General features: G+C 59.9%; 17 protein-coding genes. 12 read left to right on the forward strand and 5 right to left on the reverse strand.

Translation table 11 applies throughout. The features are described 5' to 3' along the window. Window positions 1-25 precede the first annotated feature (25 nt). Both glnA and parE read left to right on the forward strand, forming a co-directional pair. Complete coding sequence (gene glnA, locus ACP15P_RS00700; RefSeq protein WP_424926567.1) at window positions 26-1,435, forward strand: type I glutamate--ammonia ligase; 1,410 nt, start codon at window positions 26-28, stop codon at window positions 1,433-1,435. Window positions 1,436-1,680: 245 nt separating this feature from the next. After that, window positions 1,681-3,666, forward strand: coding sequence for a DNA topoisomerase IV subunit B (gene parE, locus ACP15P_RS00705; RefSeq protein ID WP_424926568.1), 1,986 nt, complete (start codon window positions 1,681-1,683; stop codon window positions 3,664-3,666). A 36-nt stretch (window positions 3,667-3,702) separates the two neighbouring features. Here parE and ACP15P_RS00710 read toward each other — a convergent pair whose 3' ends face one another. Both ACP15P_RS00710 and ACP15P_RS00715 read right to left on the reverse strand, forming a co-directional pair. After that, window positions 3,703-5,865 (reverse strand): putative bifunctional diguanylate cyclase/phosphodiesterase, encoded by a 2,163-nt coding sequence (locus ACP15P_RS00710; protein WP_424926569.1) that lies wholly within the window; start codon window positions 5,863-5,865, stop codon window positions 3,703-3,705. 110 nt (window positions 5,866-5,975) lie between these two features. Beyond that, window positions 5,976-6,659: a thermonuclease family protein gene (locus ACP15P_RS00715; RefSeq protein WP_424926570.1), complete on the reverse strand. Its 684-nt coding sequence runs from the start codon at window positions 6,657-6,659 to the stop codon at window positions 5,976-5,978. A gap of 175 nt (window positions 6,660-6,834) precedes the next feature. Here ACP15P_RS00715 and ACP15P_RS00720 point away from each other — a divergent pair, with 175 nt between their 5' ends. Then, complete coding sequence (locus ACP15P_RS00720; protein WP_424926571.1) at window positions 6,835-7,257, forward strand: hypothetical protein; 423 nt, start codon at window positions 6,835-6,837, stop codon at window positions 7,255-7,257. 22 nt (window positions 7,258-7,279) lie between these two features. Here the strand turns inward: ACP15P_RS00720 and ACP15P_RS00725 are convergent, their stop codons facing one another. Together ACP15P_RS00725 and dksA are read right to left on the reverse strand one after the other, a co-directional pair. Next, a complete protein-coding gene (locus ACP15P_RS00725; protein WP_424926572.1) occupies window positions 7,280-8,650 on the reverse strand; it encodes an acetamidase/formamidase family protein in 1,371 nt (456 codons plus the stop codon). Between the two features lie 235 nt (window positions 8,651-8,885). Then, the gene (gene dksA, locus ACP15P_RS00730) at window positions 8,886-9,308 is read right to left on the reverse strand and encodes an RNA polymerase-binding protein DksA (RefSeq protein WP_424926573.1); all 423 of its coding nucleotides are present in this window, start codon (window positions 9,306-9,308) and stop codon (window positions 8,886-8,888) included. A 197-nt stretch (window positions 9,309-9,505) separates the two neighbouring features. On the opposite strand from dksA, the gene ACP15P_RS00735 reads away from it, so the two are divergent. From ACP15P_RS00735 to ACP15P_RS00775, 9 genes are all read left to right on the forward strand, one after another. After that, entirely contained in the window at window positions 9,506-10,348 is an 843-nt protein-coding gene (locus ACP15P_RS00735) for an AAA family ATPase (protein ID WP_424926574.1), read from the forward strand. A gap of 81 nt (window positions 10,349-10,429) precedes the next feature. Then, window positions 10,430-10,732, forward strand: a complete 303-nt coding sequence (locus ACP15P_RS00740) for a hypothetical protein (RefSeq protein WP_424926575.1) — start codon at window positions 10,430-10,432, stop codon at window positions 10,730-10,732. Between the two features lie 82 nt (window positions 10,733-10,814). After that, the gene (locus ACP15P_RS00745) at window positions 10,815-12,158 is read left to right on the forward strand and encodes a DUF2927 domain-containing protein (RefSeq protein ID WP_424926576.1); all 1,344 of its coding nucleotides are present in this window, start codon (window positions 10,815-10,817) and stop codon (window positions 12,156-12,158) included. Between the two features lie 7 nt (window positions 12,159-12,165). Beyond that, a complete protein-coding gene (locus ACP15P_RS00750; protein WP_424926577.1) occupies window positions 12,166-12,336 on the forward strand; it encodes a hypothetical protein in 171 nt (56 codons plus the stop codon). Window positions 12,337-12,342: 6 nt separating this feature from the next. Further along, window positions 12,343-13,530 carry a vWA domain-containing protein gene (locus ACP15P_RS00755; RefSeq protein ID WP_424926578.1) on the forward strand — a complete coding sequence of 396 codons (1,188 nt, stop codon included), beginning with the start codon at window positions 12,343-12,345 and terminating at the stop codon, window positions 13,528-13,530. Continuing rightward, the gene (locus ACP15P_RS00760) at window positions 13,527-14,036 is read left to right on the forward strand and encodes a DUF6653 family protein (protein WP_424926579.1); all 510 of its coding nucleotides are present in this window, start codon (window positions 13,527-13,529) and stop codon (window positions 14,034-14,036) included. The genes ACP15P_RS00755 and ACP15P_RS00760 overlap by 4 nt, the downstream gene beginning before the upstream one ends. A 10-nt stretch (window positions 14,037-14,046) precedes the next feature. Then, on the forward strand, window positions 14,047-14,733 hold the full coding sequence (locus ACP15P_RS00765) for a M48 family metalloprotease (RefSeq protein ID WP_424926580.1): 687 nt from the start codon (window positions 14,047-14,049) through the stop codon (window positions 14,731-14,733). Between the two features lie 50 nt (window positions 14,734-14,783). Next, window positions 14,784-16,322, forward strand: a complete 1,539-nt coding sequence (locus ACP15P_RS00770; protein WP_424926581.1) for a class I adenylate-forming enzyme family protein — start codon at window positions 14,784-14,786, stop codon at window positions 16,320-16,322. Further along, window positions 16,319-16,960 (forward strand): DsbA family oxidoreductase, encoded by a 642-nt coding sequence (locus ACP15P_RS00775; protein WP_424926582.1) that lies wholly within the window; start codon window positions 16,319-16,321, stop codon window positions 16,958-16,960. Before ACP15P_RS00770 ends, ACP15P_RS00775 begins: the two co-directional genes overlap by 4 nt. Window positions 16,961-16,983: 23 nt before the next feature. On the opposite strand, the gene mfd is transcribed toward ACP15P_RS00775, so the two are convergent. Then, window positions 16,984-20,472, reverse strand: coding sequence for a transcription-repair coupling factor (gene mfd, locus ACP15P_RS00780; protein WP_424926583.1), 3,489 nt, complete (start codon window positions 20,470-20,472; stop codon window positions 16,984-16,986). Window positions 20,473-20,474: the final 2 nt, after the last annotated feature.

The raw sequence follows: 20,474 nt of genomic DNA on the forward strand, positions 1-20,474 counted from the left end.
TAGCAAGTCAAGTTAGGGAAAAACGATGAGCGATACAGACTCCGTCCTCAAGGCGATAAAGGAAGACGATATTGATTACGTCGACCTGCGGTTTACCGACCCGCGCGGTAAGCTTCAGCACGTGACAATCATGTCCGACCTCGTGGACGAGGACTTCCTTGAGGAAGGTTTCATGTTCGACGGTTCCTCCATCGCCGGATGGAAATCCATCGACCAGTCCGACATGAAACTGATGCCAGACGCGTCGTCCGTCTACATCGACCCGTTCTATGCCGAAAAAACCATGTGCATTCACTGCTCCGTGGTTGAGCCCGACACCGGCGAGCCCTACTCCCGCGACCCGCGCGGCACGGCCGAAAAAGCCGAAGCCTACCTCGTGTCCAGCGGCATCGGTGACGTCAGCTACTTCGGCCCGGAAGCCGAGTTCTTCCTGTTCGACGACGTGCGCGTCTCCAACTCCATGAACAAGGTCGCCTACGAAATCGACGCGGTCGACGCCTCCTGGAGCACCGACACCTCCTACGAGATGGGCAACATGGGTCACCGTCCCGGCGTCAAGGGCGGTTACTTCCCCGTACCGCCCGTGGACAGCTCCCAGGACATCCGCTCCGAAATGCTCTCCACCATGAAACGCATGGGCCTCAAGGTAGACAAGCACCACCACGAGGTTGCGTCCGCGCAGCACGAGCTGGGTCTGATTTTCGGAACCCTGACCGCTCAGGCCGACAATGTACTGAAATACAAGTACGTGGTTCAGAACGTTGCGCATGCCTACGGCAAGTCCGCAACCTTCATGCCGAAGCCCTACGCGGGCGACAACGGCTCGGGCATGCACGTCAACATGTCGATCTGGAAAGACGGCAAGCCGCTCTTTGCTGGCGACAAATATGCCGACCTCTCCCAGGAAGCCCTCTACTTCATCGGCGGCATTCTGAAGCACGCAAAAACGCTTAACGCCTTCACCAACCCAACGACCAACAGCTACAAGCGTCTGATCCCGGGCTTTGAGGCTCCCGTTCTGCGTGCCTATTCCGCGTCCAACCGCTCCGGCTGTGTCCGTATTCCGTGGACCGAAAGCCCCAAAGCAAAACGCGTTGAGGCCCGCTTCCCGGACCCGACCGCGAACCCCTACCTCTGCTTCGCGGCGCTGCTGATGGCCGGACTTGACGGCATCAAGAACAAGATCGACCCGGGCGAGGCATCCGACAAGGACCTCTACGATCTTCCGCCCGAGGAACTGGCCGAAATCCCGACAGTCTGTGGCTCGCTGCGCGAAGCTCTGGACGCTCTGGCTGAAGACCACGACTTCCTTCTGGCCGGTGACGTGTTCACCAAGGAACAGATTGAGGGCTACATTACCCTGAAAATGGAAGAAGTGCACCAGTTCGAGCACACTCCGCATCCGGTCGAGTATCTGATGTACTACTCGCTTTAAGCGATCAAAGTCGAAACCTGGGGAACGGGCGCGGAGAAATCCGCGTCCGTTTTCCTTTTTGGGGGGAGGAAGCAGAAGGCGTTTTCGAAATTTTTGGCGTCCACGCTGGCACGCATGAGACCCAAAACACAATCTGTGGTTGAAAATAGTTAAAATGCCACCCGATATGCCCCTTTGCGACGGCAATATTACAAGATATAGTCCAGCGTAAAGCCTCCCCACCAACAACAAGCAATGAGGCCAGAATGGCACAGGCATCCGATCTTTTCAGCGGCGACGCGGCATCCAAAGCCTATGACGCCTCCGCCATTGAGGTGCTGGAAGGACTGGAACCGGTTCGAAAACGCCCGGGCATGTATATCGGCGGCACGGATGAACGCGCGCTCCACCACCTGGTTGCCGAGGTTCTCGACAACTCGATGGACGAGGCCGTTGCCGGACATGCCAACCGCATTGAAGTCGAACTTCACGCCGACTACTCCGTAACCATTCGTGACAACGGTCGCGGCATCCCCATAGACCCCCATCCAAAATTCCCTGACCGCTCCGCGCTCGAGGTCATCATGTGTACTCTGCATGCGGGCGGCAAATTCTCCGGCAAAGCCTACCAGACATCGGGCGGTCTCCACGGCGTTGGTATCTCTGTGGTCAACGCGCTCTCCGACCATGTCAGCGTCGAGGTGGCGCGGGACCGTCAACTTTACCGTCAGGAATTTTCCCGTGGCATCCGCCTTGGCCCGGTAGAGCCAGCAGGTGCCGCGCCAAACCGCCGAGGCACGACGGTCACGTTCCATCCCGACGCCGAAATCTTTGGCGCCTCGGCCCGCTTCAAACCCAAGCGTCTACTGAAAATGGTACGGTCGAAAGCCTATCTTTTCTCTGGGGTCGAAATCCGCTGGAAATGTGCTGCGGCCTGCCTGACCGAGAAAGACGACACACCGGAAAACGCTGTATTCCATTTCCCGAATGGCCTTGCCGATTATCTCGCTGAACGGCTCCAGGGCGCACAGACCTATTCCGACGCACCGTTCTCGGGCAAAATCTCGTTCGCTGACCGCTTTGGTGCGGACACGGTTGGGTCGGTTGAATGGGCCATAAACTGGACGCCGCAAAGAGATCCTTTTGTCTCATCCTACTGTAACACCGTACCTACGCCGGAAGGAGGAACGCACGAGACGGGCTTCTGGTCGGCACTACTCAAAGGCATCAAGGCCTACGGCGAGTTGTCGAACATCCGCAAGGCCAGCCAGATCACCCGTGAAGACCTGACGTCGGCCGGTTGCGCCATGATCTCGGTGTTCATCCGCGAACCGGAATTCGTGGGCCAGACAAAGGACCGACTCGCCACCCAGGAGGCCGCTAAATTCGTTGAGGGTGCGGTCCGCGACCGCTTCGACAACTGGCTTGCCAACGACACCAAAACAGCCGGCGCAATACTCGACTACCTGGTGCTGAAATCCGACGAACGCCTCAAACGTCGTGCGGAGAAGGAAACCCAGCGCAAGACGGCGGTCAAAAAGCTGCGCCTGCCGGGCAAACTTGCCGACTGTTCCGGTGCCAGCCGCGACGGATCCGAACTGTTCCTCGTCGAGGGTGACAGCGCGGGCGGCTCGGCCAAACAGGCCCGCAACCGGAAAACCCAGGCGGTCCTGCCCCTGCGCGGGAAAATCCTGAATGTTCTCGGCGCCGCATCATCCAAAATGATGCAAAACCAGGAACTTGCGGACCTTTGCCAGGCCATGGGCGTACAGCCGGGATCACGGTTCAACGTCGATGATTTGCGCTACGAAAAAATCATCATCATGACCGACGCGGATGTGGATGGCGCCCATATTGCGGCCCTGCTGATGACCTTCTTCTTTACCCAAATGCGCGAACTTATTGACAGTGGTCATCTTTATCTCGCGGCCCCCCCGCTCTACCGCCTCACTCAGGGTGCGAAATCCGTCTATGTCCAGACAGATGAGGAAAAGGTCGAACTGATGGAGAAAGGCCTCGGAGGCCGGGGCAAAATCGACGTTTCCCGCTTTAAGGGTCTGGGTGAGATGATGCCCGCACAGCTCAAGGAAACCACCATGAATCCGGACACGCGGATGCTGATCCGTGTCCGCATCAATGAGGAGGAAGGCGACACGGCCAACCTCGTGGAACGGCTCATGGGTAAAAAACCGGAGATGCGGTTTCAGTACATTCAGGAAAACGCACGATTCGCCGAGGATTTGGACGTATAAGGCTTTTTCGTACCCGGATATACTCCGGGTACAACCTCAGTGAAGCGATCCGGACCGACGGCCGACTGCGCCATCGACAAACATGCCGGGCACATCACAGGCCGCGACCGGGCGGCTGAACAGAAAGCCCTGCCCCAGTTCGAAATCCATTTTCTGCAGAAGTTCCTCCTGCGCCTTCGTCTCAATGCCCTCAAGCACTATGCGGAGTTTCATAGATTTTGCGATTTCCCTCAGGGCCGCAACAATTACCTGATCGTCCGAACTGTCGAGAATGTTGCGAATGAACGACCGGTCGATCTTGATGACATTGATGGGCAGTTCCTTGAGTTGCGTGATTGAGGAATATCCGGTACCGAAGTCATCAAGCGCAATCATGCAACCGGCATCGCGCAACTCCGTCAGCCGTCCGACAAATTTCGTCTTGTTCGCGCCAAAGAGGCAGTTCTCCGTGACCTCAATCACAAAACGCTCCGGAGCAATGCCACGGTCTCGCAACCCGGCGAGAATGTCAGAAACAAAACCTGGCCGCTTGAGATCACCGTCCACCACATTCATGCTGACGGTACCAAAAGGAACACCGGCCTCCTGCCACGCGGCCATGTCACTGGTCACACGCTCAAACATGACCTGCCCCAGACGGCCACAGAGTTCGGGATCCTCAAATACGCTCCTGAATGCCGCGGGCGTGAGAAGCCCCCGCTCCGGATCACGCCAACGCGCCAACGCCTCAAATCCAACCGTGACGCCGGTCTGGAAATCCACGATTGGCTGATACCACGGCTCGATACGCCCGTCGTCGAGCGCCTTGCGAAATTCGGTGCGAAGGTCCAGCCGGTCATGCAGGTCCGACTTCATGCGCGCGTCGTAAGCCCGCACCTCACCCGCCCGGTTTGGTTTGGCCGCATATAACGCCAGGTCCGCATTCTGGATCAGTTCAGACAGATCACCGGCGTCACGCGGATACACGGCCACACCGCCCGCAATACCCGCTTTCACCGTCTGCCGCCCGTCACAAACCTGCATCCGGAGTGCCTGGGGCATGGTGAGATACTCACGATGGTCCGGATTGGCCTCGTCAATATCCGGAATGACAACCACAAACTCATCACCGCCAAGCCGCGCCACGTAGGCATTCTCCGGCACCCGGTTCCGCAACAGTTCGGCAAACGCGCACAGCAGTTCATCGCCGATCTGATGTCCGTAATAGTCATTGACCTCCTTGAAATCATTGAGATCGAAGACGAACAGAAGTGCTGATTTTTTTCGCTCCAGACATCTCCAGAGGATGTCGTGCACGGTTTCGGTGAAGTTGTTTCGATTGAACAACTGCGTCAGCACGTCATGGTTGGCCAGGAAACGCGCCTGTTGATCAAGCTCACTATGCTGCCGCGCGGTCTGAACGTAGCGACGGGTCGGATAGCCAACCGCAACGAGCAAAAAAGCAAGGCTCGCCCCGCCCGCACCGGCCAGAAATTTTGCGTAGCGGGCGGCTTGGGCCTCAACATTCACGAGCACACGCAGCAGGTACGCGACATCCCCATCCCGGAAAACCGGGTGATAGACCTCGGCGAACGTGCTGGGCTGATCAGGTTCCGAGCCCCTCAGAATTCGCGTCAGACCGCCGCCATTGGCGACAATGTCGCGCACAAGTTTTCGGTCTACCGGATGACGATATGCGTCACTGGGGTTTGAGCCAGGGTTTTCGTGCACCACCTCACTGTGTAAAACGTGCTTCAGGGCTCCCATGGGAAGGCCACCCACCGCTGTGACCATCTCATGTCCAGCACGGGTGAAGCCGTGGTCATGACTGTGTTCGCCGAACAAATCTGCTGGATCACCGACCGTATGACCATGTGAAACGTCAATTCCCGCCGAGGAGGTCAGCGTCAGGTGACAGAGACAATCTCGGTTGATGTAATCAAACTGGTAAATGCTCCCGACAGCAAACACATCCGTGAGCAGTTCGCGAAATCCATCGGGGTCGGGAAGGCTGCCGGGTTCAAAGGATCCGTCCTCAGATACCACACCGGCGACTTTGGGCAACTGGTATTCAATGTGTCGGGCCCAGCCCAGACCGATGGCGTCCGCTTCGCGCCTGAGCGCAACATTGAGGCCGAAATAGCCGGACACACCCGCAAGCCCAAGGCACACGATGCCAAGACACCCGGCAGTGATCCAAACTCTGAGGGAACCTGTCACCCCGTATACTCCCCAATTTCACCCGCCAGGGAAATTGCGGCAGAAAGATTAATTTCAGGTTAGGATTTTTAATACAAATGTCGATGAACGGCACCGCAGATCGCGAGAAATCACCTGTCTCCGACCGGCCGCCAACCGGCCTCGCGGGCCTCGTTTTCATCACAGAACCACATCTCCCCGGCCTCGGTGTTGATCCGGGTTCGACTGTAGTATTTGGACCAGGGCGTATGGTAAATCCGGTCACCCTTTGAACTGATATTACCCTTGATCGGGCAGTTTTCGCGTGGTGCAACCGCCGCTGCCCGCTGCCATTTATCAGCGCGGAAATCCCACGCCGCCTGCGTCTCGGCCTGCCAGATACCCTGCCCGTCGGAGCGCGCCCGCGCCTCCTGGTCAATGTAGTCGGCACTGTATTCCAGATAGGCCCATGCCAGACCCTCACGCACAAGAATCTCACCAATATCGATCCCATCCACAACGCAGATGGCAATGACGCGGCCATAGGCGTCGCGGCTTTGCCCCTTACAGGACACGTCGCGCCCACGGGTCAGATCGGCCAGCCGCTCCGCCGCGCGCGCGCCACAGGGCCAGGTTTCGCCCGCAGGGGTTTCACAGCTCTGCCCAACCTCAGGCGCGTCAATGCCGTGAAGCCGGATGCGCACCATTCCGATGTCAAACGTATCACCATCCGAGATATCGATACTGCCCGAAATCTCGGCCCTTACGGGCGCAACCCCTTGCACAAGCGATAAAAAAACCGCCCCCGCAAGGACGCCAAGCGAATATGATTTCACGGATTTCACCGTCTCCGAACGCGTTCTGCGCAACAGTCTCGCTGCCATAAACTAACAAAATCCGAAGATTTCCAGCGCTTTCACAGGTCCTCACGGGAGCGTGCGACATGACATCTGGCCGCAACCCTTTTCGGTAGCTAAGGTCACGGTAATGCCAAACATCCGGACGCCGCCCATGAAAACCCGTTACCTTTTCGCCATCATTCTGACCGTTATGACCACGCCGCTCGCGGCCCAGTCAACGGGACAGGGCGTGGACATTCCGCCTGCTGAATGGCTGGCGATGGCGGCAGGACGAACCCTGACCTATCGGTTGAACGGGGAATTCTGGGCGCTGGAGCATTATCACGAGGGCACGAACCGTGTGTCTCTGGAATTACGCTCGGGAGAGTGCGTTGAGGGAACCTGGGAATATCAGGAGCCGTGGTATTGTTTTCACTGGGAAGTGATCGGAACCTCCTGTTTCCGCCACGCCATGACGGAACAGGGAGAAATCATCATAGAGCCTATGGCTGAGCCGGGGACGAACCCCAGCATTCAGCACATGACGGGGATCAGCAACGTGCCGCTAAACTGCACGCCGCCATCGACAAGTTGAGCCTTAAACGGCTGGTGTACGGTCAGTTTGCCGCCGGGAAAATTGCCTTGTCGATCACCCCGTGAACGCCCCAGTTGCCGTCCACCACCTGCGTTACCCCGAAATCCGCAGCGACGGACATCAGCGACACCGCCTCATCCTCATCCAGGCCCTTAACCGTCATCAGGAAACTGCGCATCTTGCGGAACGCATCGCGCATGGCATTGTCGATCGAGGATTTCCCGTAAATGTCACTCTGGGCGCTCTCACCGAGTTCCGACAGGTAATTGGCATAGCTGAACCCGTGAACCACCCACTCGCTGTCCGTTTCCAGCAGCGGATAGTCGAGACCCTCGACAATCGTTCCCTCGTGATCCTCGGCTTTGTGCAGTATGACCTGAACCAGACCGGTCAGTGACGTCTCGATCGCTGTACCTGCCAGTTCCGAGTCCCCCTGTGCCGCGTGAGGATCGCCTGCACTCAGCAGGGCACCAGGAACCGCGACCGGATAATACATCGTACCACCCTTCCCAATCCGCCAGTTGTCGATGTTCCCACCGAAATACGAAGGCGGCACCGAGTCCACGTAATCCGCCTCCAGCGGCGCCAGACCCATCGTGCCAAAATGCATCCGGATCGGAATACGCACGCCGGGCAGTGCCGGCCTTGGCTCAACACTGGCCGAATCCACCGGAACCCCAGGGTAATCAATCATCTCGTGAACCACACCATAGGGGTCGGTCTGCGGCGTCCACTGATACTTGTGTACGGCACTTGCCCAGTTACGCTCGCCACTCGGATCGATCTCATAAATCGTTATAACCTCGCGCCCTTTCGGTTCCTCAACCTGATCGTTGTAATGAAAACCCCACCAGGCAGCGGCATTTGAGCCAAAGGTCTTGCCCGCATATTCCGGGTTACCCGACGGCCTCGGGTCCATGTCCAAAATGCGAACCTCTAGTACGTCACCAGGCTCAGCCCCACAAACGTAGACGGGCCCGGTCAGGATATGCACGCCAAAGCCCTCGCCGGCCCCGCGGCCGTGGATCGATGCATCCATTGGCCCGGCACCTCGGCGGTCCACGCCCTTCGACTCGGCATCCCAGGCAAACACGCTTTCCGCTCCCGGATCGCCCTGCACCATTCGCGCGGCATCGTCATTCGCATGGTGGGTCAGAGTCTCCAGGGTCACATAGTCACCGGAATGCGCGTAAACCTGCGGCTCACGGTCCTTGGAAAAGTATCCCCAGTGAACCGTATCCGCGTTTGCCGGAATGTAATGGTGTACCGGCGTATCAGGAGCGGTCTCACAGGCCTCCTGAGCCGTCGCCGCACCCGCCATCAGTGACACCGTCCCCGCCAGCGCGGTCACGCATTTACCAACCGCGGTGGCGTGTTTTCCCAATTCGTTCATCTGGTAGTTTTCCCTGTCCGTTTTTCTGCAGGGAAAAGTGTGAACCGGCGGACTTACAAGTCACGCGTCACGTGCCGTACCGGGTTACAAAACAGTCGCAAACGACCGGTTTGACCAATTAAACAGCGTCAATGCCGCCGAAATACACAGAACTCTGTTAATGCAATCAGCACAAAAAAAGGCACCGGCCGAGAGAGGCCAGCGCCATTTGTGTTCTGCAGATCCTCTCAGGAGATCAGTCGTCGCGGTGAACCCGTTCCTTACGCTCGTGACGCTCCTGAGCCTCGAGGCTCAGGGTCGCGATGGGACGCGCATCCAGACGCTTGAGCGAGATGGGTTCCCCGGTATCCTCACAGTACCCGTAGCTGCCCTCGTCCAGGCGCCGCAGAGCCGCGTCAATCTTCGATACGACCTTGCGCTGACGGTCACGGGTACGAAGCTCAAGAGCCCGGTCCGTTTCCTCGCTGGCACGGTCCGCAACGTCGGGAATGTTCCGGGTGCCGTCCTGCATGTCTGTGATGGTGCCTTTGTTGGCATCCACAATTGAAGCCTTCCAGGCCAGAAGCTTTTGACGAAAATACTCCTGTTGGCGAGGGTTCATGAAGGGCTCATCTTCTGATGGTGTGTAGTCCACTTCTACCTTCAGTTCCACGTTCATTCAGTCTACCTCGAATTACTTGGTACCCGGCAATCGGTGAATCGGAGGTTAAAAATCCGCCGTCTCCCCAATGGCTGAATTGCTGCGGTGAATATAAGGATTCGTGGCACTTGTCACCAACAACTTGATGCAACTTGCTTAACTTTCCCGTCCAGGTACTGTGTGCCGTCTGAATCGCAGAGACACCGGGAGACGGCATGAAATTCGATGGCAGTGCGGGCTATGTGGCCTCTGACGACCTCAAGGTGGCGGTCAACGCGGCAATTGCCCTGGAACGCCCCCTTTTGGTGAAGGGCGAGCCCGGAACGGGCAAGACCGAACTGGCCCGCCAGATCGCCGGGGCCCTCGACCTGCCCATCCTCGAATGGAACATCAAATCCACCACCCGCGCCGTTCAGGGTCTCTATGAGTACGACGCCGTCAGCCGTCTGCGCGACAGCCAGTTGGGTGATCCGAAAGTCGCGGACGTGCGCAACTACATCCGAAAGGGACCGGTCTGGCGGGCGTTCACGTCCGAGGGCAAAACCGTCCTGCTGATCGACGAGATCGACAAGGCCGATATCGAGTTTCCCAACGACCTGCTCCAGGAACTCGACCGGATGGAGTTCCACGTCCACGAGACCGACGAGACCATCCGCGCCGAAAACCGCCCCATCGTGATCATCACATCCAACAACGAAAAGGAGTTGCCCGACGCCTTTCTGCGCCGCTGTTTCTTCCACTACATCCGCTTTCCCGAACCTGAGACCCTCGCGAAAATCGTCGAGGTACATTTCCCAGGCCTCAAACCCCGTCTCGTCAATGCCGCGCTCACCAGTTTCTTCGAGATCCGCGAGACACCGGGCCTTAAAAAGAAACCCTCCACCTCGGAGGCGCTCGACTGGATCAAACTGCTGGTGGCGGAGGATCTCGCCCCCGAGGACCTCAGGTCGGACCCGACAGGCGCCCTGCCCCGGCTGCATGGCGCGCTTCTCAAAAATGAACAGGACGTGCATCTTTTTGAACGTCTCGCATTTATGGCACGCGGAAAAAGATCCTGATGCGCGGGAACCATTTTCAACGTGACAAGTTTACATCACATCATTATTGTGCGGTGCAGCAAAAGATCGGAGTGCTAACGCATGGACTACTTCAAGGCGATGGAGGCGACCAATTCCTGGATGCGTCTCGGACTGCACTACACACAGATGAACATGGCCGCTGCGGAAGTGATCGCACACCGCGTTATGCGCATGAGCCAGGGCACGATGTCCGCATCCGAGGCAATGCAGATGGTCATGGAAAAGGGCAGTTCAATGGCGCTGGCCAGCGAAAAAGCCGCCATGGCGGCCGTCAAGGGCAGTTCGCCCGTGGAAATCGCAACGGCAGCCATCGGCCCGCTGCGCGCCGCCACCCGGTCCAACGCGAAGCGCCTGCGGGGCTGATTTCGGTCCGCACCAAATATTTACGTGCCCGCTGTATCCGTGGTTTAACCCGCTTGGGGTTGCCAACAGGGGGCTGTGAGACATGCTGAAACCACTGGTTGCACTCGTTGGCCTGCTCGCCCTTGCCGCCTGTACAGGGCCGAACCTGAGCACCCAGATTTCCAGCGTCCGCTTTGCCAACGGCGCAAAGCCGCAGGGCGTGGCGCGCTCCAATCGCGATCTGGCCGAGGATTTTCTGGAACTTACTTTCGGTCTCGAAAGCGGCGTGGAACTGGACGCCCTTCTCCGCTACGAAAAGCCGATTCGCATCTACCTTCGGGGTACCGGGCTTGCCGCCTACCGGCCCGATGTGGAGGCCCTGATTTCCCGTCTGAGGCAGGAAGCGGAACTCGACATAGCCGAGACCAACGACCCGGACGAGGCACAGATTTTCATTGAGGCCGTCCCGACGGGACAGATCAACCGCTTTTTCCCGGATGCCGCCTGCTTTATTCTGCCCGGCGACATCACCTGGCGACAGTTCCGACGGAGTAAGTCAGGTTCGGTCATGCGCTGGTCTGAACAGGAAACACTCGAAAGCGCAGTGGTCTTCCTTCCGCTCGACACCACCCCCCAGGACGTGCGCGACTGCATCAACGAGGAGATCACCCAGGCTCTCGGCCCGGCCAATGACCTCTACCGTCTGCCGGATTCCATCTGGAATGACGACAATTTCTATGGAGCGCCCACCCCGTTCGACATGCTGATCCTGCGTGCGCTCTACCAGCCCGAGCTCCAAAGCGGCATGACAAAGCAACAGGTCGCGGCACAGCTTGGCCCGATCCTGAACCGCATCAATCCGAAAGGCCGGAACGTCGCGCGCAAGCGCCGCGCCCCCGAATCCAACGAATGGGCCGACCAGATCGAAAGCGCCCTTTCCCAGACCGCGACACGTTCTGAGCGCCGCACCGGCGCCGCGCGGGCGGTCAACATCGCCGCCAACATGAACCCGGTCGACCACCGCCTTGGCGTCTCTAAACTCACCTCCGGTCGGCTGGGGCTCCGTGTCGACCTGACCGAAGCCGCACGGGATTTCTCCGACGCCTACGTTCTCTTCAAAAGCCAGTTCGGCCTCGATAACATCCGCACCGCACAGGCGGCCGTGCATGTGGCCGCCCTGGCCCTCGGCAACGAACAATACGACCTCGCCATAAAACTTGCGGACCGCCACATCCCGACGGCCCTCGAGCAGCAGAACGCGATTTTGGTCGCGGGCCTGCTCTCCATCAAGGCCGAGGCCCTTCTTTTGCAGGGAAACACAACCGAGGCACAGGAGACCCGTCTCGACAGTCTGCGCTGGGCAAGGTACGGGTTTGGCGACAATGACGGTGCGCTCGCGAGGGAACAGGCCGCGCTGACCGCGTTCCTGTCGGCCGAAAACGGATGAGGTTCAGGTGTTAGTTCTTGCTGCCGCAATATTGGGTGCCTTGCTCGGATGGCGATATGCCAACCAACGCGGCGGGGACCGGCTCGACAAACTTCAGTACGCGACGGGCTTCGGCATAGCCTTCGTACTCGCGACCCTTGTGATCGGCACCCTCTACCTGAACCTGACCACCGGCTGAGCCAAAATGTTCATGCGCTTCTTCGATGGTATGCGGTCGGCCGGGATACCCGTATCCCTGCGCGAATACCTGACCTTTCTGGAGGCGCTGGACCGCAACCTGGTCATCCATGATCCTGAAGGATTCTACTACCTTGCCCGCGTGACCATGGTGAAGAACGAGAAGTTTCTCGACCGGTTCGACCGGGTTTTCTCCCACGTCTTTAAAGGCCTGTTTGACGATACCGACGACGGGAACGGCCCGGTGCCGGTGGAAATCCCTGAGGAATGGCTGAGAAAACTCGCGGAAAAGCATCTCACTCCCGAGGAACGCGCCGAGATTGAAGCCCTGGGTGGTTTCGAAAAACTCATGGAGACCCTGGCCGAACGCCTCGCCGAACAGGAGGGACGCCACCAGGGCGGCAACAAATGGATCGGCACCGCCGGGACATCGCCCTTCGGTGCCTACGGTTACAACCCGGAGGGCGTGCGCATTGGCCAGAAGGAATCCCGCCACCGCCGCGCCGTGAAGGTCTGGGACAAACGGGAGTTTCGTAATCTCGACGACAGCGTCGAAATCGGCACACGAAACATAAAGGTCGCCCTGCGCCGGCTGCGCCGCTGGGCCAGGGATGGCGCGGCTGACGAACTGGACCTGAAGGCCACCATTCGCCACACCGCCGAACAGGGCTGGCTCGACGTGATCACTCGCCCCGAACGCCGCAACGCGGTTAAGGTCCTGCTGTTCTTCGACGTGGGTGGCTCGATGGACCCACATGTGCGCGTGGTTGAGGAACTCTTCTCCGCCGCCCGCACCGAATTCAGCCAGCTTGAGTATTTCTACTTTCACAACTGCCTCTATGAGGGGGTCTGGAAAGACAACCGCCGTCGCTGGAACGAGCAGATCCCCACCGAGGAAATCATGCGCACCTATGGCGGTGACTACCGCGTCATCATGGTGGGGGACGCTTCGATGTCGCCATACGAAATCGCCTACCCCGGCGGCGCTAACGAGCACTGGAACCCGGAATCCGGCGAAACCTGGCTGCGCCGCCTTCGCGACACATGGCCCGCCTCGATCTGGATCAATCCGCTTCCCGAAAACAGCTGGGGCTGGACGCAGTCCATCGACATGATCAGCCGGATTTTCGAGGGACGGATGTATCCTCTGACCCTGACCGGTCTTGAGTCCGGCATAAAGGAACTGGCCAGATGAGCCCAATCCTCGCCGCCATGGCCCGCATCCAGGGGATGAGCACCGAAACCTGGGAAAAGCACACCAACCCGCTCAGCGGCTGGACCCGTGCGCTGATCCTGCCACTGGTCAGCCTCGTTTTTTTCTACCGTGACGTCCTCGGCGACGCGACATGGGTCCTGTTTGGCGCGCTCGTCATCTGGACCTGGGTCAACCCACGGGCATTCCCAAAGCCCAAGACCACCGACAACTGGATGTCCCGCGCCGTGATGGGCGAACGGATCTGGCTCAACCGCGGCAAGGTCCCTGTACCGCAGCATTATTCCCGCGCCATCCCGGTTATCCTGGGAATTGCCGCGGCCGGTCTGCCACTTTGGGGTGTCGGCCTCTGGCTCCAGTTTTTCTGGCCGACCATGTTTGGGCTCAGCCTCTGCATGCTCGCCAAATTCTGGTTTTTGGACCGTATGGTGTGGCTCTATGATGACATGAGCCACACGCACCCCATATACAGGGAATGGCTCTACTGACACGAAACCCATGCTGCAGCTGACCCCGATCCTCATCGCGGTCGCTTCGGCCCTTGTGATGTACCGCATCTCGGTGTGGCGCACGACCCGCGAACTGGGCGCGCGCTCCACCCGTTTGGTCGATCCCGGCCTGACCCACACCTTCGACCGGCTGGCCGAAGCACTCGACATCGCGCAGCTGCCGGTCAACATCTACGAAATCGACCCGGTCAACGGCATGGCCGCCCCGGACGGCCAGATCTACCTGACCCGCGGCTTTTACAACCGCTACCGCGCGGGCGAGATTACCGCCGAGGAAATGGCCGGCGTTATCGCGCACGAACTGGGCCACGTGGCCCTGGGCCACAGCCGCCGTCGCATGATCGACTTTGGCGGTCAGAACGCGGTACGCGTCGTGCTCGCCTCGATCCTGGGGCGTTTCATTCCCGGCGTCGGCATTCTGATCGCCAATTTCCTCTCCGGTCTCCTGATGGCCCGCCTGTCCCGGCAGGACGAATATGAGGCCGACGCCTACGCCGCGGCGCTCATGAGCAAGGCAGGCTTTGGCACAGCCCCACAGATCAGCCTTTTGCAAAAGATGGACAAACTGACAGGCATGGCTGGTCGCCCGCCCCTCTGGACCGCGAGCCACCCGCACACGCCCGACCGCATTCAGGCTATCGAGGCCCTTGAGGCCAAATGGCACGGAAACCGCTGACCCTCCAATCGCGCCTTTTCTCCGCGTGGTTGCAGGGCTAAACCGGCTGCATGTCAGGAACATCCCTTTTCGACACGGGCCCTTTCGCCCCCTGTCCGCCCCGTTTCAACTTGGCGGCCCACACGCTCGCCCGCGCAGCAACCGACCCCGACCGACCTGCTCTGGAGATCCTGAATGCGCCGGGTGTGGTCGCGGAAACCTGGACCATCGGTGAGATCGAAACTGCCGTTCGCGGCACCGCCGCGGGCCTTTCGAAACTGGGAATCGTAAAAGGTGACCGCGTTCTGCTGCGCCTGGGCAACTCATCCGCTTTCCCCATAGCTTTCTTTGCCGCCATAACGCTTGGAGCAATCCCCGTACCGGTGTCGTCACAACTGACGGAGACCGAAATCACGGGTTTGGCAGCGGACCTCGAGCCAGCCCTGATCTGCCGCGACCAGGATCTTTCCTTCCCGGGAACCATACCGTTTCCCGTCATATCACTCACTGAACTCACCGATCTCCGCAAGAATCCGCCCTCTACATACGCCGACACGGCAGCCGACGACCCGGCCTATATGGTCTACACGTCCGGCTCCGGCGGCAGCCCCAAAGGCGTCGTCCATGCCCAGCGGGCCGCATGGGCGCGACGCATGATGTGGGAAGGCTGGTATGGGCTCACACCATCCGACCGGGTCCTGCACGCAGGCGCTTTCAATTGGACCTACACGCTCGGGGCGGGCCTGACCGACCCCTGGGCCATCGGCGCGACAGCCCTGATCTATACGGGCAAACCCGACCGCCACATCTGGCCAGAACTGGCCCGCAATCACCACCCTACCATTTTTGCCGCCGTCCCGGGCGTCTACCGCCAAATGCTCGGTGGCAATCTCACAACCGGCTTCGCCTCCCTCCGACACGGTCTCAGCGCCGGAGAGGCCATGCCAGCGGCCGTCGCGGAGGCCTGGTCGGCAGCCACCGGCAAACCCATCTACGAGGCCCTGGGCATGTCGGAAGTCTCAACCTACATCTCCTTCTCACCCAGCCGGCCCCCGGTTCCAGGCCGCGCCGGCTATCCGCAACCCGGCCGCCGCATCGCGATCCTGGCGGATACCGGTACCGACCCCGTGCCAACCGGTGAAGATGGACTGCTCGCCGTGTCCTCACGCGATCCCGGCCTCATGCTGGAATACTGGCGCAGACCCGAAGACACCAAAGACGCGTTCCGCGGAGAGTGGTTTCTCACGGGCGACCGCGCCCGCATGGATGCGGACGGTGCCATCACCTATTTGGGCCGCGCCGACGATCTGATGAACGCGGGCGGCTTTCGCGTAAATCCCGCCGAGATCGAGGCGGTCCTACTGCAACACCCGAATATCGCGGAAGCAGCAGCTGCCGAGATCACGATCGGCCCAGGGAAATCCATCATCGCCGCTTTCGTCAGCCCGAAACACGGAAGCGTTAACGAAAAGGAAATATCAGACCTGTGCGCCGCCCGCCTCGCGCGCTACAAGTGTCCGAGAGCATTTCACGTTTTGCCGACGCTGCCACGTTCGGCCAACGGAAAGATATTGCGCAGGAAACTGAAGGAAGACTACGGGACAACATGACGCGACTCGAGATTATTTCCGACCCCATCTGCCCCTGGTGCTATATTGGCGTAACGCGGCTGATGAAGGCAATCGAGGCCCGTCCACATTACGAGTTCGCCCTCAACTGGCGTCCGTACCAGCTCAATCCCGGCATGCCGTTTGAGGGCATGGACCGCAAAAAATACCTGATTGACAAGTTCGGCGGCCAGGAAGGCGCGGTCCGGGTCTATTCCCAGATCGAGCAGGCCGCAAAGGATACCGGACTCAATATCGACTTTGGCAGCATCAAACGCACGCCCAACACGCTCAACGCATTGCGCCTCATTCACTGGGCCGCAGCCGAGAGGGTGCAGACCCCCGTGGCCATGTCCCTCTTCCGCGCCTATTTCCATGAAGGTCGCGACATTGGCGACAGCGATACCCTTGCGGATATCGCCGACTCCTGCGGAATGGACCGTGCCGTGATCCGAAAACTGCTCGATGGTGATGCGGACGCCCATGAGGTTCACAACGATTCTTTGGCGGCGCGCGACATGGGCGTTACCGGTGTCCCCACCTTTATCCTCGGTGGCAAATACGCGCTCTCCGGCGCGCAGCCGGTCGATACCTGGACCAAACTCATCGACGAACTGACCGCCGCCATCGCGGCAAGCTGACCTGGCGGGGCGAAAACTCTAACTCAGGACGCTTTCGACTTCTTCTGCACCGCTTCGCGACCGCCCTTGGCCTCCACGGCCAGGTCGCGCGCAATTGCAAAAGCCCCCTGAAGCCGGGCGCGTTCGTCACTCCAGTTACGCCGGATGACGATCTTGTTGTCCTTGACCTTGGCCAACCCCTTTTGGTCATTCATGAATTTCACCAGACCCTCGGGCCTTGCGAATTTGTCGTTGTGAAACTGAACCGTCGCGCCTTTCGGCCCGCCATCGAGTTTGGCAATGCCCGCGCGCTTGCACATGGCCTTGATCCGGACCACCTGCATCAGTGTTTCGACCTCTGACGGCAGCTTGCCAAACCGGTCGATCAACTCGGCGGCAAAGCCCTCCATCTCGACCTTCTTCTCAAGGTTCGAAAGCCTGCGGTAGAGCCCCAGCCGCACGTCGAGATCCGGCACGTAAGTATCGGGAATGAGGACCGGTACGCCCAGATTGATCTGCGGCGACCAGTCATCGGAATCCGTCATTTCAATCTCGCCGGCCTGCAGCTTGGCAATCGCCTCGTGCAGCATCTCCTGGTATAGTTCGAACCCGACCTCGCGGACCTGTCCCGACTGCTCCTCGCCGAGAATGTTGCCCGCACCACGGATGTCCAGATCCTGGCTCGCAAGGTTGAAACCCGCGCCAAGACTGTCCAGGCTTCCCATCACCCGAAGACGTTTGTCCGCCTGATCCGTCAGCTTTTTACGTGGCTCAGTCATCAGGAACGCATAGGCCCGCATCTTGCTGCGCCCAACACGTCCACGGATCTGGTAGAGCTGCGCCAAACCAAACATGTCGGCCCGCTCCACGATCAGAGTGTTCGCCGCCGGAATGTCCAGTCCGGACTCGATGATCGTTGTGGCCAGCAGAACATCGAATTTGCCGTCATAGAACGCATTAATACGCTCATCGAGTTCCCCGGACGCCATCTGCCCGTTGGCGACCACGTATTTCACCTCCGGCACGTGTTCCTTGAGGAACTGCTCCACGCCCGCGAGGTCGGAAATACGCGGCACAACATAGAATGACTGTCCGCCGCGGTAATGCTCCCGCAGAAGCGCCTCGCGCACCGTCAGCCCGTCGAACTCGCTCACATAAGTCCGCACCGCCAAACGGTCGACGGGCGGCGTCGCGATCAGGCTCAACTCTCGGACCCCGGACAGCGCCATCTGAAGCGTTCTCGGGATCGGTGTCGCGGTCAGGGTCAACACATGCACATCCGAGCGCAGCGTCTTCAGTCGCTCCTTGTGCTGCACGCCGAAATGCTGCTCCTCGTCAATGACAAGCAGGCCAAGGTTGTGGAATTTAATGGTCTTTGCCAGAAGCGCGTGTGTGCCGACCACGATATCAACCGACCCGTCGGCCAAGCCCTTGCGCGTCGCCGCAGCCTCTTTGGCGGATACAAACCGGCTTAGCTGCCGTACGGTAACCGGCAACCCGCGGAACCGTTCCGCGAACCCCTTGAAATGCTGCCGCGCCAGCAGCGTCGTGGGCGCAATCACGGCCACCTGGGAGCCGGACATCGCCGCCACGTAGGCGGCCCGCAGCGCCACCTCCGTCTTGCCAAAACCCACATCGCCGCAGACCAGCCGGTCCATCGGACGCCCGGACGCCATATCCTCCAAAACGTCCTCAATGGCATTAAGCTGGTCATCGGTTTCCGAATACGGGAAGCGCGAACAGAACTCCTCCCAGGAGTGGTTGTCCTCGGGCACCATCACTGGCCCCTTGCGCAGCTGCCTCTCAGCAGCAATCCGGATGAGCTTTTCAGCCATGTCCCGGATGCGCTGGCGCAGTTTGGCTTTCTTCGCCTGCCACGCGCCGCCACCCAACCGGTCCAGCAGCCCTTCCTCATGGCCATAGCGGCTCAGAAGCTCAATGTTCTCAACCGGCAGGAACAGTCTGTCGCCGCCCGCATATTCCAGCGCAATGCACTCATGCGGTGCACCCATGGCCGTGACGGTTTCCAGCCCACGGTAGCGACCGACGCCATGGTCCACATGGACGATCAGATCGCCCGGCGACAAGCCCGCCGCCTCGGTCAGGAAGTTCTCCGCCCGCCTGCGCCGTTTCGGGGCGCGAATTAATCGGTCACCCAGCACATCCTGCTCGGAAATGACCGTCAGCCCCTTCGCCTCGAACCCGTGTTCAAGAGACCAGACCGAAAGATAGAGCCCGCCGGACTCCATTTCGATGTCATTATATCCGCGGATATTTCTGGCGTCCGTAACATCGCTGTCCGCCAAAAGACCGGCCAGACGTTCCCGCGCGCCTTTGGAGTAGCTCGCGATGACCACGTTTCCGGATTTGCGCTTTGCTTTGACGTGATCGGCAAGCGCACCGAAGAGACTTATGCTTTCCTGCTGCCGCTCGGGCGCGAAATCCCGGCCGATCCGCGCGCCGAGGTCAATCATTCCCGGACCGGAATGCTTCGGCAACGGCGAAAGCTCATAGACCGGACGATCGGCGATCGCGGCCTGCCAGGCGTCACTGTCGAGGTAGAGCAGTTCCGGCGGCGACGGCTTGTACACACTGTCGAGGCGCGATTTCGCGTTCAGCGCCTCCATTCGCGCCTGATACTGATCCGTCAGCGCCGCCCACCTGGCGTCGTGAGCCGCTGGCAACTGATCGTCGAGAAGGACCGGAGCACCCGGAAGGTAGTCCGGCAGGGTTTCCAGATTTTCATGGAAGAACGGCAACCAGTGCTCATAGCCCTGATGTTTCCGGCCGGAACTGATTGCCTCGTATAGCGGATCGTCCTTGCCCGCCGCACCGAACCGCGACCGGTATTCCGTTCGAAATCGCTCCACCGCAGCGTCGTCGAGCACGACCTCGGAGACCGGCGCCAGTTCGATTCTGCCGAGGGTTTCCCGCGTGCGCTGGGTTTCCGGGTCGAAACTTCGCACGCTTTCCAGCACATCACCAAACAGATCGAGGCGCACCGGATAGTCCGATCCGGGCGGGAACAGGTCGATAATACCACCGCGCACGGCAAACTCGCCTGGTTCCGCAACCGTGGGGACCTGGGCATAGCCCATCCGGACCAGATAGGCGCGCAGGGCATCCGTATCGATCTGACGGTTAGCCTCGGCCACAAAACTCGACCCGCGCAGGACCTCCCGCGCGGGCACGCGCTGGGTCGCGGCATTGATCGTGGTCAGCAACACCGCCGGTCTGTCAAAACCATCTGCCAGCGCGGCGAGCGTCGACATGCGGGCGGCCGTGATATTGGCGTTCGGCGAAATACGGTCGTAAGGCAGACAGTCCCAGGCCGGAAACTCAAAGACGGGCAGTTGCGGCGCAAAAAACCGCAGCGAGGCCCGAAACGCGGCCAGGCGGGCATCGTCGCGCGCCACATGAATGACCGGCCCATCCGCCCGCGCGACGAGGTCCGCCATGTAATGTGCGTCAAATCCTTCGGGACAGCCGCCCGCGGCGACACGTCCAGGTTTCAGGGGCCGTGGAGAATTCATGC

The sequence above is a fragment of the Amaricoccus tamworthensis genome, assembly GCF_049800875.1.
GTDB classification, from domain to species: domain Bacteria; phylum Pseudomonadota; class Alphaproteobacteria; order Rhodobacterales; family Rhodobacteraceae; genus Amaricoccus; species Amaricoccus tamworthensis.